Origin of the sequence: Flammeovirga sp. MY04 (assembly GCF_001682195.2) — a bacterium.
Lineage (GTDB): Bacteria > Bacteroidota > Bacteroidia > Cytophagales > Flammeovirgaceae > Flammeovirga > Flammeovirga yaeyamensis.
Window position 1 is genome coordinate 1,010,159 of record NZ_CP003560.2, and the last position, 12,805, is coordinate 1,022,963.

Below are 12,805 nucleotides of genomic sequence, written 5' to 3' on the forward strand. Positions count from 1 at the left end.
GTATGTTGTATTCTAAAAAATAAAATTCTACTTGATGATAATTCCGGAGTTTCCTCACAAAAAAATCAAGCAAAGATATAAATAATTACGGTTTGATAAATGTAATAGTGGATCGAATCTTCGATTTTCAAAAAAGAAAAAAATAAACGTTAATTATAAGACCTCTTTAATGATAAATTTTCGACCATTAAACATTACTTCCTCCTCTTTTGATTTCCCAACGAACATTCGTCCAATAGGGGATTGAGTAGAAATAACAAAGACCATTTGATTCTCGAATTTCACTTGACCCAAACTGATAGATAAATAATACATTCCAACATTGGTGACCACTAAACTTCCTGGTCCAACTGTTGTGGCATCAGTTTCTTTTAACTCTTCTATTACCCTTAAAAGTTGAAGATTTTGAGAAAGCTGTTCGCCCATCTTTTCTTTTTCTAGATGTGCCATTGCTCGAGCGGTATCATGTTTATCTCCAGCTGTACTTCTAGTTTCTGCATTGGCCGAATTTTGTGCAGAGTTCATTGCTTCCTCAGAAGATTTTATTTTTTGAACAACAATTTCTTTGCAGTGTTCTTTGAGTTTTAATTTAAAGTCTTTGTTCATATAATTATGATAGATTATATCAATTTTAAACGTGAAAGTATGGCTTCAATATTTTGAATTGTAATGACCATAATATTGGTATTAGGAATATTAGTAAGCTCTAATTTTTTATAATATTCAATTAGTTTAGAGTTTAGAGCTTCTAATTTTAAAGCTTTTATCCCTATGGGTGATAATTTTGAAGTTTTATAGGTCTTTTTGAACGCCGAAAGCATTAGAATTCTTCCTTTATTTTGCCCTTTATATTTTGTGTCTACAGCCATCCATCCTAATAAAATACAGGGTACTTGTACAGGGAAAGATGCTGTATCTTCAAAATATTTGGGTTTTATACTAGTAGCTGATAAAGTGTAGAAGCCTATGATATCTTTATTCTCGATTAAAAGCCAAGTGACATTGAGATTTTTTTCTTGGTATAAGAGTGCTTTATTTTTAATATAATCGTTTGCCTTGCCATTGCCGCAATCAAATTTAGAAAAATCGTGATCAGGAGTTAATTTGATAATTTCTCTTTTCATAATTATAAACCTGATAAATCTAAATTTTCGTAAGACTTACCAATATCTTTCTTTGGTTCTTCTTTTAGAAGTTGCATCAAGAAATTAAACTGAGTATTTTCTAATTCTAGTTCTTTATTTTTATTCTCAATTTCTTTGGCTTTTTCAAGAACTGATGAAATAATAAATTCAGATAAATTATTTCCTTCTAATGCAGCAATACTTTCTAAATATTCCTTTGTAGAATCATCTACTCTGAATCGTATGGTATTTGTTTTCATATTATTGATCATTTTCCTCTCAAGGTAGTTACATTGTAGCTACAAATCAATTAATAATAGAAATAAAACAAAAAAGGCCTACCGAAGTAAGCCTTTTTCCATATGGGATGTTTTCTAATATCTATTTCGCCGCTTTCTCTTCTTCAGAAGATTTTGCATTAATTTCGATGTCAGAAAAAATATCTTTTTGACCTCTAATAAGGTCTTGAAGTGTTTCTCTTTCTCTAATTAGATGTGGTTGGCCATTATAAACCAATACCTCAGCAGGTCTAAAACGTGAGTTGTAGTTCGAAGCCATGCTATATGAATAAGCTCCTGCGTTTTCTATAGATAAGATATCACCTACTTTGATTTCGCTGATTTTACGATCGTATCCAAAAGTATCTGTTTCGCAAATGTATCCTACTACATCATATACTCTTTTCGGAGCAGATGGGTTAGACACATTTAGAATGTGATGGTAAGCGTCGTACATCATTGGACGAATCAAGTGATTTAATCCTGAATCAACACCAGCAAATACAGCGGCAGGAGAGTGCTTTAATACATTCACTTTAGTCAATAAATGACCTGACTCAGAAACTAAATATTTACCTGGTTCAAACCATAATTCAAGCTCACGACCGTAGTTTTTACAGAATTCTTGGAATGCAGCTGACATCTTTTTACCCAATTCAGGGATATTCGTCACAATATCACCCTCTTTGTAGGCTACTTTAAATCCAGAACCCATGTCGATAAACTGTAGGTTAGGGAAGTCTTTTGCACAATCGAACATTACGTTGGCAGCCATCAAGAATACTTCAGAGTCTAAAATATCAGATCCTGAGTGCATATGAAGACCTACAACGTTGATGTTATGACTTTCTACTACTTTCTTTACATGCGACATTTGGAAGATGGAAATACCAAATTTAGATCCGATATGACCTACTTGGATTTTCGCATTTCCGCCGGCAGTAATATGTGGGTTGATACGAATCGCACAAGGAACAGTATTTTGGTAAACATCACCAAAGTGTTCTAAAACTGCGATATTATCTATATTGATTACTACACCCAATTCAACTGCTTCTTGAATCTCTTCGAAAGAAACAGAGTTAGGAGTAAATAATATTCTTTCTTTAGGGAAGCCTGCTTCGATACCTAACATGACTTCTTGAATCGATACACAATCCAAATCCACACCGTATTCCTTTACTAATTTAAGAATACTTAAATTAGATAAAGATTTCATAGCGTATTTAATGCGTAAATTTACACCAGAAAAAGCACCTCTAAGTGTTTGAATCTGATTGATTATTTTATCTGCATCGTAAACATAAACAGGTGTTTGAAACTGTTCTGCAATATCTGTTACAGGTACGCCCTGAATGGTATATGTTGAATTTTTTAATTCCATCTTTGGAAATTATTGTATGTGATAATTTTTCTATTTGACAAAAGTAGAGAGATTTTTGTACTACTCCATATTATTATATTAAATTGACAAAAATAACACTAGTTGTTTTATACGTAACAATTAGTATTTTTTAAAACTGATATGCTAAAATACTTTCAACTCACATTAATTATAGGCCTAAGTACATTTTTTAACGGTTTCTCTCAAAATGAATTTAATTTATTTAGAGAAGTTTATACTCCCCAAAAGAACACTTTGATCTCTAATTTTAGTATTAATTCGGCATTAGGGATGCTGGATCTATGTGTCGATGAGGGTTCACAAAATGAAATAAATCAACAACTTGGTGTAAAGAAGGCAGAAGAATATGTGAAGTTAAATAGTATGTTGAGGAATAAAATCACCTATAATTCCTCTTTCTATTCAGTTCATAACGCCTTATGGTTGGATAAAAGTTACACCATCAAATCAAATACTAAGAAAGAATTACAGACCTATTTTAATTTATATATAAAGTCGATGTCCTTTTCTAATGCGAATCTAGTTAAAAACAATATCAACAATTATGTAAACGAAAAGACGGAAGGGAAAATAAAAGAAATAGTTTCTAGTATTGAAAAAGATGATCGAATGCTTCTTATCAATACAATTTTGATGAAAACCCCATGGAAGAAACAGTTTCAAGAAAAAGACACTAAGAAAGGTGATTTCAATTTACTTAGCGGAGAAATCAAAGAGTTGGATTATTTATTTGATTTAAACAGAAAAATTAAATGTTATAGCACAGATAGTCTAAAAGTAGCTTCTTTGGAATTTGATGATAATAAGACGGAATTATTACTAATCATGCCAACAAAGGAAAGTATTAATTCATTCTTGTCTTCGGGTATATCAAAGAAAAAAGTAAAAGAATATCAGAAACTGATGATCGAAGAAGAAGTGTATTTTAAGATGCCTAAAGTTAAAATGTCATTTTCCGATGATTTAATTCCTGCCTTAAAAAAGTGTGGAATTGAAAGAGTCTTTTTACCCGGACAATCTGATTTTTCTGCATTAATTAAAAATGAAGCAGATTATTTATTTGTTTCAAAAGTGATGCATAAAACAGTTTTAGAGTTTAATGAGTGGGGGACAGAAGCTGCAGCAGTTACCTCTGTGGCAGTGAGTCGCTCAGCAATACAGCCAGAAAAACAGGAATATTATTTTAATAGACCATTTATTTTCATAATCAAAGAAAAAGCAACAGATACATATCTCTTTATGGGGGCATTTATAGGAAAATAAAAAATCCCAATCTCAATAGAATAATTGTGATTGGGATGAAAAAATTTGTAGTCATACAATGAGTAGTGATACATTTAATTTTTTCATTTAACGATTTATAATCAAAAAATAATTTAATCTATTTATAAACCAAGTTTAATATAAAAACTCGCTATTGTATAATTCTGATCTTTAGTTTAAACAAAGGTCTTCATATTTTTTCTCAATATCAACACCTAAAGCTTTGGCTTTCTGAAAAACATTACACGCTTTATATTTATCTCCTTTGTCAAATAATAATTTTGCCTGTGTGTAAAATAATTCAGCTTTTATTTGAGAATAGTTTTCTTTGAATCCTTTAGTCTGACTAAAATCATCTGCTTTTGCAAGTGCAATATCAATTTGTAATAAAGCACTATTGAGTTCTCCAATGTTAGCATATGCATTGGCCTGTTTGTTAAAAACAGTGATTAGTTCTTGGTGATTACCGTCTATTTCATCAAAAGATTTAATGTATAAATCATATTGCTTAATCGCTTGAACCTTCTTGTTATTGTTGTTATGGATGTCACCCATCAATAAATAAGCAGAAGGATCTGGAGTTGTATTATTTTTTGTTGGGAGAGTTGAAGAAACCATGTAGGCATTCGCATATTGCATGGCTTGTTTTTCACTATTTGCTCCTCTAGCAGTCAACGTTTTTTCATTTAACTGTTGATGCTCAGAATACAATAAAGCCATACGAAGATTGGCTTCAGAACTACCCAATGATAAAGCTTTCTTATAATGTTCTTCCGCTTTTTGTGGGTCTGCTATAGTCTGACATTTACCATCCTTATAAATATCTCCAAGATAAAGTTCAGCTTCAGCTAATTGCTGATCACTTGCCTTATTTAACCAAGAAATTGCTGTTGCTTTATTGTCATTGTAATAATATTTCCCGAGCATAAGTTGAGCTTCCGAATCTCCTTGATTGGCCCGATAAGTCGCATATTCTAGATCAGACGCATCCAAGTATTGAGCTACATCGATTTTTTCAAGAGCAACAGCAGCGGATGCAATACCGTGATTGGCAGCTTTGATATACCACTTTACGGCTCTTTCCTCACTTTTTTGGACACCAAGACCTTCATGATACATCTTACCTAATAAATATTCTGCTGTATCCGAACCAACATAAGCAGCTTGTCTTCTCCATTTAAATGCGGAGCTTAGACTTTGACGAACAGGAGGCTTTCCTTTTTCATACATATCAGAGAGTTCTAACATTGCAGGTTGAAAATCCTGTAAGGCAGCACGCTGACACATTTCCAATGCTTTGTTGTAATTCTTCTCCTTTGTATAAATATCAAATAACTTAAATTGAGCCTCCGCTTTATTAAGTGATAATGCTTGATATTTTAAGAAATCCATATTTTCGGGATCCATTAAAGTGGTAGGATCCATTTCTCTAAGAATTAAATCAGCTTCACGAATACCTTCATTGGCTGCTTTAAGAAAATAGGTACATGCTAATTTCGAATCCTTTGTTCCAGTCAATCCTTCTTTATAAAATAACCCAACTTCGTAAGCGGCTTTTGCATGACCATTGTCTGCTGCCTTTTTGAAATATGAGAAACTTTTATTTAAATCTTTAGGAACTTCTTTACCATTTAGGTAAGTCATACCAAGAAAATAGTCTGATGCTGAAGAACCATTTTGGCTCATATATTCTTGGTAGTTTACATCACTGTCTTTTTGGTTGTAGTTTTCTAGTTTTAATTCTTCAAGTCTAGCTTTTACAGATTCATCGCCTTCTTTCCAGGCTCTCAGATAATAAAAAATGGCTGAGTTTTTATCTTTCGTTACATATTTTCCTTCTTCATAAAGGTTGCCTAATTCAATACTTGCTTCTTTTGATTTTCCATCTGAAGCAATTTTGAGTAATTTAATTGTGGTCCCATAATCTCCTTTTTCTCTTTTAATTTTCGCTAGAGCCAAGGAAGCATCAACATGACCAAGAATAGCCGCTTTCTCATAATTAGCGGATGCTTTCTTCATGTTTACTTTTTCAATCTCACCTTTTTGATATATCAACCCAAGTTGATAATAGCTTTCGGCATCATTATTAAACTTTGCTTGTTTTTTTAGTTGATCTATATCTTGACTAAAAACAGTAAAGTGAGTTAATAATAATAGGAATGTTGTGAGATTGAGTACATTATTATTAAAATTTATCATGCTTTATTTAAGCTCTGCAATAGAAACGTATTTATAACTATACAACTATAACTATTAGATGAGGCATTTTCTTATATTTGTAAGAGATTTTTTTAAAAAAAATTCTAAAATCAAATTAAATAGTGAGTAAAGCATATTCAGCTTCTAAATATATTACCCTTTTCAGCTTAGTTATTCTATTATTTCCCCATGATAACTTTGCTCAAGATTCATTAGGAACTTCTTTCAAGAAAGGGAGGGTATTATTGTCTTTATCATCTTCCACAGATGCCATAAATTTTTACGATCAAGATCTAAAATCACCCGTTCAAGGGGTACAGACTGGCTTTGATTTAAAGACCGATGCCCATTTCTTTTTAAGAGATAATTTTAGTGTTGGTGGTAGATTAGAAATGAATAAAAAAAGTATTGACAATCTAATTGCTACGAATCAAGAATATTTTAAAATGAGTGTCGTCTTTAGAAGGTATTTGACCAAGATGTCTAATGGAGGAATATACCCAGAGGCCTTATTAACTTATGGTAGAAATTTTGTTGAATCTAGTTATTTGCAACAACCAACACCAATTAATCAGTCTTTTGAAGGAAATATTTTTGGAGGTGGATTAGGAGTCGGATTTACATATTTAGTGAAACAACATTTTGGTATCGACATAGGCTTGAATTATAATATATACAGGCTTTCAGGGGAGAATACTGACAAGATCTTAAATACTGTAGAGCATTCTGAATATACAGAATTACATGTGTCTTTTAGGGTCGGATTTGTTATTTTATTACATGATAGAAAGAACTAATGAAAATTAAATTAATCACATTCATAAGTATAATGTTCTTTTCTATTACTTTATTAGGACAGAACACCAAAGAAAATGCTTTGATAGAAACCGATACTATGAGGATCAGTAAGTCAACTCAAATTATTGGTTTGCCTATCATTTTTTATACTCCAGAAACAAGTTTTGGTATTGGTGGAGGACTTCAGTTTTTTTATCTTGATAAGATCAATAAATTCAATTTAAGGCAAAGTTCTATGATGATTGATGCGATTTACACGGCAGAAAATCAGTTTATCATAGACGTGAATCCTAAGCTCTTTTTTAAAGAAGGAAACTATTACTTTGATGCCGCATTTAAATATAAAATCTTTCCCAACTCTTTTTGGGGAATAGGTCCAGATGCCCAAGAAGCTGATAAAGAAGAGTACAATATGAGTACAGTAATGATTCGGGCGGATATTCTAAAGCGTTTACCTGAATCTGATCTTAATTTTGGTGTGCAATACCGTTTTCAAAGAGATACTTTTCTAGAAAAACAAGAGGGGGGAATGATGGCGAGTGATTCCATTCCAGGAAGTGAGGGTACCCAAATAAGCGGACTTGGGTTTATCTTTAATTTTGATGATAGAGATAATATTTTTTCTCCTAATACAGGTAACTATTTTCAGATGAACACTTGGTTTGCTAGTAGAGTTTTAGGCAGTACATATTCCTTTAATAAATATATCATCGATTTAAGAAAATACTTTGCACTTAGTGATAAAATGACTTTAGCTACACGTGCCTATTTAGAGAATTCTTATGGAGAAGTTCCTTTCCAACATCAATCTTGGTTAGGTGGGGGCGATCGTATGAGAGGATACTTTAGAGGTAGATATATTGATGATCAATTGTACACTTGCCAAGTAGAAATGAGGTATAAGATTCATCATCGTTGGAGAATAAATGCCTTTTGTGCCTTTGGTGAAGTAGGGCCCACTGTATTGGATTTGTTCAATGGGCTTAAATATTCTGGTGGAGGTGGAATCCGATACAAGTTCTTAAAGAAAAATGACACCCTTATCCGTTTAGATGTAGGTGTCAATAGAGATCTTGGTACAGGTGTTTATTTTGGAGTTAATGAAGCTTTTTGATATTAATAGATGAACTCAAAAGCACTTCTATAGGCTCCAATTTCATTGACAAAATCAAACATTTCTGCATAATATTTATTTCTTGTAATGGTAGCAGAATCGCCGATCATGACTAATTTTTTCTGTGCTCTTGTCATCGCAACATTCATTCTTCTAGCATTAGCTAAAAAACCAATTTCACCATCAGGATTTGATCTTACCATACTTATATAGATAATTTCTCTTTCCTGACCTTGAAAGGAATCTACCGTATTAATATTGATCACTTCTTTGATTTCATCAGAAATATCCGATTGGTACAATGCTCTTCTGAGCACTTTGACTTGAGCAGAATAAGGAGTGATGATACCAATACTATTTGGAGCTTCCTGAAGTTGTATCAGATAATTTTTGAGATGAAGAATTAATAAATTGGCCTCTTCAATATTGTAAGTACTTAATGATTCCGGATTTACTTTTTCTTCATAGCCTGTTCCCGCTGTGTCAATAAATTCCATGGGCTGATCATCGTCAAACATCTTCCACTCGGCATTAGTTGAAAAAGCTTCTAATTGATTATCATAAAAATATTTTGAGGAGAAAGCCATAATATCCTTGTGCATACGATATTGAGTCTTCAACATTTTATCCACATTTTTATGGTCAATGATTCTTTCAAAAAGAGTATATTCTAGCCCTTTTTTAGCTGCTTGAATTGATTTTATAGTTGGAGGTAATTGTTGGTGGTCACCTGCAAAGATGATTTTATTTGATTTTAAAATAGGGATCCAACAAGCAGCTTCTAAAGCCTGACCTGCTTCATCTATATAAGCTACTTCAAAACGTCTTCCTCTTAACATTGGGGTGGTAGATCCAACAAGCGTACAAGATATTACTTGAGCATTATCAATAACATCTTTAGAAATATATTCTGATAGTGATCTGATCTCTTTTCTTAATTGATTCGCTTCTTGATAGAGTGCTTTTCGTTCTCTTCTTTGATCAGGACCAAAATTTCTTTTGAATTTTCTAGCCGCATCCCTATGTAAAGTTTCCTGTTGTTTTATGGCTTTTAGTTCCTTGTATCGTTGGTGCTTTTTGATTTTAACATCGAGTGTTTGATTTAAAATTTTTTCATCAACACGGGCAGGGTGGCCTAGTCGAACGACATTGATTCCTTTCTCGGATAGCTTTTCAGTTAATAGGTCAACTGCAGCGTTACTTGGAGCACAAACTAGAATTTGTTGTTTCTTCTTGAGTTCCTGATGTACACATTCAACTAAAGTAGTCGTCTTACCCGTTCCGGGAGGGCCGTGAATAACGCCAATTTGGTCAGCGGCAAGTACATGCATTAAAGCATCATTTTGACTTTCGTTTAATTGTGGGAGTTGGAAAGGATAGATTTTAGAAGTTGAAGGGATTTCATTCCCCAAAATGATCTTTTTCATTGTATTCAACTCCTTGTCTTCTGAACTCATGCAAATGTTAAGAGCTCGGTCCATCTCTTTATAGGAACTTTCATCAAAAAGCAATTGAATTCCCAATTTCCCATCATGAAGCCACTCTGGTTCATCATCCTGATTAAGCGTCATCGTCAGCTCATTATCTTTCACAAAGTTGACAACTGCTTTTGCGTTATCTTTAGCTTCATGATTGTTTCCTGATTGTGAGAATAATGAGATACTTTTACCTGTAGAAAAACTATGACTTTGACTCGTGGCACTATCTCTAGATATTTTGATTACGATTCTATCTCCGGAATCGTAAGTGACATTTTCAAGTTTAATGGGAAACCAACATACACCTTTCTTTTTTCTTTCTTCGATAGAGGTATCACTCATTAGTTTTTTGTATTGTTCTAAGTCCTCTTTTCTTTCAGTTTCTAGTAAATCTATCTGAAGCTTAAAATGTTCTTTTATATCCATATTTTTTTTGTGGGATGCAACCTTTGATTTTATCGCTTGTCTTTGGTGTGTAATTGATTGAAAAGACAATCAAATTTTAGTGTACAATAACGGACAAACGCGTTCGGGATTGAAACAGATAATTTTCAAATTATCAAAATTTTAATGAAATAATTAGAAAATTTGTTATTTAAAATATCAAATCCTATAATTGTTTCAAATATTATTAAAAAAGGTTTTTTACTAGTGTCAACTATTCAACTTCCATCTCAACTCTTACAGTAAAAAACCTAGTGTTAAATTAATTAGTGTCAAATAATTTACAAAATGAAATTAACAACTATCATTATTGGACTATTATTAGTTCATGGACTGTCTTTTGGTGCCAATTTTTCTGATGGCGATGAACCAAATGCTAAAGGAGCAATCTTTGGTAAGATTTACGACCAAGTTTCTAAACAACCTCTTGGATACGTATCTGTTGGATTGTTAGATCAGGACAACAAAACCGTTACAGGAGGTTTAACCAAAGATGACGGCTCTTTCATGTTATCAAAAGTACCTCATGGTAAATATAATCTGATCATTCAATTTGTAGGGTATGTAAAGGTACAAAAAGAGGTAGAAGTATCGTCTTCATCAAGTAAAATTGATGTAGGAGAAGTGCTTTTGGAAACAAATGTTGAAGAATTGGATGAAGTAGAAATCGTTGGTGAAACTCAATTGATCGAAAATCATATCGACAAGAAAGTGATCAATGTAAGCAAGGCAATGATTGCCAATGGTAATTCTACTTCGGAGATCTTAAATACATTACCTGAAATTAACGTTGGGGCAGATGGCTCTATTTCTTTAAGAGGGGATAACAATGTAAGGGTATTATTAGATGGTAAGCCATCTCAATTGGATATCAATCAATTGTTACAATCTTTACCGGCAGATGCGGTAGAAAAAATTGAGGTGATTACGAATCCATCTTCAAAATATGATCCTGATGGATTATCGGGTATTATCAATATTGTTACGAAGAAAGATGCATTTAAAGGATTGAATGGTAACTTCAATTTGAATGCAGGGACAAATAATAAATACTCTGGATACCTTGGTTTAAATTACCGTGTTTCTAAACTTAACTTTTTCGCTCAAACATATATGAGTGATGATGAATGGGACAATACTAGAGAAATGACCAGAACGTTTGATGATGAAAATACAAACAACTTCTTTCAAACGGAGAATATGAACGAAAATAGTGGTTTCTCTATGTATAAAGGTGGTTTTGATGTATTCTGGGATTCTACGAACACTACGACTTTATCTGTACAGAGATGGCAATGGAAATCAAATAGTCAATCGGATTTTAATGGTTACTATTTAGACCGTAATGAAAATGTTGTCGATACTGAATTTCAAAGAGGTAGAAATTATAATTTAGGTGGAGGATATAACTTCAACTTAAACCATAGAAAAGAATTTAAAAAAGGAGAGTTAGAATTAGATGTTTTTGCCAATACAGGTGAAGCAGAGTTTACTCCTGAAAATGCTTTTCAACAAGGGGAGGAAATGACACCATTAAACCGAAATAGTAATAATGCAACTTGGTTGTATGGTTCTTTTCAAGCAGATTATGATCAAAAAATTAATGATAAGTCCTCTTTTGAAGTCGGTTATAAAGGAGAGTTGCTTTCTGCTAAATTAGATATAGAAAATATTAATTATGTTTCTGATGATTCATTGGTTTATGGTTATCCTTATGAAAGCCAAATTCATGCAATGTATGGGTCATATTCTTTAAAACTAAATAAAACTAGCTTTAAAGTAGGTTTTAGAGGTGAGGCAGCGCATATGGAAGGTAAACTACAAAGTGAATCATTGAATGATACATCTTTTGTGATTGATTATGCATCGATATTTCCAAGTATTCATATCAAGCAGCAAGTGGGAGAGAAGAGTACTTTTGGCGTAAGTTATTCGAGAAGAATCAAGAGGCCTGATGTAATGCAGTTATTACCTTCAGAGATGTCTTCAAATCCTAAAAGTGTAGTGATTGGTAATCCTAGCTTGCAGCCATCATATACTAATTCCATGGAGTTGTCTTATAACTATATGGGTACAGGTAAGGTATCGGTGAATTCTGCATTGTATATGAGACATAGTACAGATATCATTCGTGAAGTATTGGATTACCGTGAAGAAACTGATGTGACAGTAACTACCTATGCCAATTTGGGTGAATCGATGACTGGTGGATTGTCATTATCATCTGATTATAGAATGTTAGATTGGTGGTCTTGGAACGGGTCTTTAGATCTTTATTATTTAGATATTAAAGATACGAACGAAGAATTAACTATACCTGTAGAGGGATCTCCATTGAACTGGTCGGCAAAATTGAATACTAAAATAACACCAATGAAAGGGCTTACACTTCAAATTATGGGTAGATATACAGCTGACAGATACGATGCACAAAGAATTACAGAACCAGCGTATTCTATGGATATTGCTTTAAAGAAAAGTATTCTTAAAAATAAAGGTTCTGTGAATTTAAAAGTAAACAATTTACTGTATAGTGGGGAATTGAGAACGGTATACGGTAATGGTTTTAACGAATTTGTAAACTATCAACAGGAAAGTCCAGTGTATAGAGTATCTTTCTCTTATGCTTTTGGTGGACAGTTTCAAGGAAGACAAAAAAGAAACATCTCCTCTGGTGGAGGAGGTTTATAGATCATACTTTA

Annotated in this window: 10 protein-coding genes; 4 read left to right on the plus strand and 6 right to left on the minus strand. The window is 32.8% G+C overall.

Going from position 1 to position 12,805, the window contains the following annotated elements; translation table 11 throughout:
- Positions 1-153: 153 nt before the first annotated feature.
- From MY04_RS04010 to lysA, 4 genes are all read right to left on the minus strand, one after another.
- A complete protein-coding gene (locus MY04_RS04010) occupies positions 154-606 on the minus strand; it encodes a hypothetical protein (protein ID WP_066206672.1) in 453 nt (150 codons plus the stop codon).
- Between the two features lie 14 nt (positions 607-620).
- Positions 621-1,124 carry a hypothetical protein gene (locus MY04_RS04015; protein WP_066206675.1) on the minus strand — a complete coding sequence of 168 codons (504 nt, stop codon included), beginning with the start codon at positions 1,122-1,124 and terminating at the stop codon, positions 621-623.
- Between the two features lie 2 nt (positions 1,125-1,126).
- Positions 1,127-1,384 carry a type II toxin-antitoxin system TacA family antitoxin gene (locus MY04_RS04020; protein ID WP_158297551.1) on the minus strand — a complete coding sequence of 86 codons (258 nt, stop codon included), beginning with the start codon at positions 1,382-1,384 and terminating at the stop codon, positions 1,127-1,129.
- A 121-nt stretch (positions 1,385-1,505) separates the two neighbouring features.
- Positions 1,506-2,786 (minus strand): diaminopimelate decarboxylase, encoded by a 1,281-nt coding sequence (lysA, locus tag MY04_RS04025; protein ID WP_066206681.1) that lies wholly within the window; start codon positions 2,784-2,786, stop codon positions 1,506-1,508.
- 141 nt (positions 2,787-2,927) lie between these two features.
- On the opposite strand from lysA, the gene MY04_RS04030 reads away from it, so the two are divergent.
- Positions 2,928-4,070 (plus strand): serpin family protein, encoded by a 1,143-nt coding sequence (locus MY04_RS04030; protein WP_066206684.1) that lies wholly within the window; start codon positions 2,928-2,930, stop codon positions 4,068-4,070.
- 171 nt (positions 4,071-4,241) lie between these two features.
- On the opposite strand, the gene MY04_RS04035 is transcribed toward MY04_RS04030, so the two are convergent.
- A complete protein-coding gene (locus tag MY04_RS04035) occupies positions 4,242-6,269 on the minus strand; it encodes an SEL1-like repeat protein (protein WP_066206687.1) in 2,028 nt (675 codons plus the stop codon).
- A 122-nt stretch (positions 6,270-6,391) separates the two neighbouring features.
- On the opposite strand from MY04_RS04035, the gene MY04_RS04040 reads away from it, so the two are divergent.
- Both MY04_RS04040 and MY04_RS04045 read left to right on the plus strand, forming a co-directional pair.
- Positions 6,392-7,066 carry an outer membrane beta-barrel protein gene (locus tag MY04_RS04040; protein ID WP_066206690.1) on the plus strand — a complete coding sequence of 225 codons (675 nt, stop codon included), beginning with the start codon at positions 6,392-6,394 and terminating at the stop codon, positions 7,064-7,066.
- Positions 7,066-8,181, plus strand: a complete 1,116-nt coding sequence (locus MY04_RS04045) for a BamA/TamA family outer membrane protein (RefSeq protein WP_066206693.1) — start codon at positions 7,066-7,068, stop codon at positions 8,179-8,181. Before MY04_RS04040 ends, MY04_RS04045 begins: the two co-directional genes overlap by 1 nt.
- A gap of 2 nt (positions 8,182-8,183) precedes the next feature.
- Here the strand turns inward: MY04_RS04045 and MY04_RS04050 are convergent, their stop codons facing one another.
- The gene (locus MY04_RS04050; protein WP_066206697.1) at positions 8,184-10,085 is read right to left on the minus strand and encodes an AAA domain-containing protein; all 1,902 of its coding nucleotides are present in this window, start codon (positions 10,083-10,085) and stop codon (positions 8,184-8,186) included.
- A 306-nt stretch (positions 10,086-10,391) separates the two neighbouring features.
- Between MY04_RS04050 and MY04_RS04055 the strand changes: the two genes are divergently transcribed.
- Entirely contained in the window at positions 10,392-12,794 is a 2,403-nt protein-coding gene (locus MY04_RS04055; RefSeq protein WP_066206699.1) for an outer membrane beta-barrel family protein, read from the plus strand.
- Positions 12,795-12,805 lie beyond the last annotated feature (11 nt).

Coding starts and splice junctions, on each gene's coding strand:
- lysA (WP_066206681.1), bottom strand. CDS start 2,786: ATGGAATTAAAAAATTCAACATATACCATTCAGGGCGTACCTGTAACA.
- MY04_RS04045 (WP_066206693.1), top strand. CDS start 7,066: ATGAAAATTAAATTAATCACATTCATAAGTATAATGTTCTTTTCTATT.
- MY04_RS04055 (WP_066206699.1), top strand. CDS start 10,392: ATGAAATTAACAACTATCATTATTGGACTATTATTAGTTCATGGACTG.
- MY04_RS04015 (WP_066206675.1), bottom strand. CDS start 1,124: ATGAAAAGAGAAATTATCAAATTAACTCCTGATCACGATTTTTCTAAA.
- MY04_RS04035 (WP_066206687.1), bottom strand. CDS start 6,269: ATGATAAATTTTAATAATAATGTACTCAATCTCACAACATTCCTATTA.
- MY04_RS04030 (WP_066206684.1), top strand. CDS start 2,928: ATGCTAAAATACTTTCAACTCACATTAATTATAGGCCTAAGTACATTT.
- MY04_RS04050 (WP_066206697.1), bottom strand. CDS start 10,085: ATGGATATAAAAGAACATTTTAAGCTTCAGATAGATTTACTAGAAACT.
- MY04_RS04020 (WP_158297551.1), bottom strand. CDS start 1,384: ATGAAAACAAATACCATACGATTCAGAGTAGATGATTCTACAAAGGAA.
- MY04_RS04010 (WP_066206672.1), bottom strand. CDS start 606: ATGAACAAAGACTTTAAATTAAAACTCAAAGAACACTGCAAAGAAATT.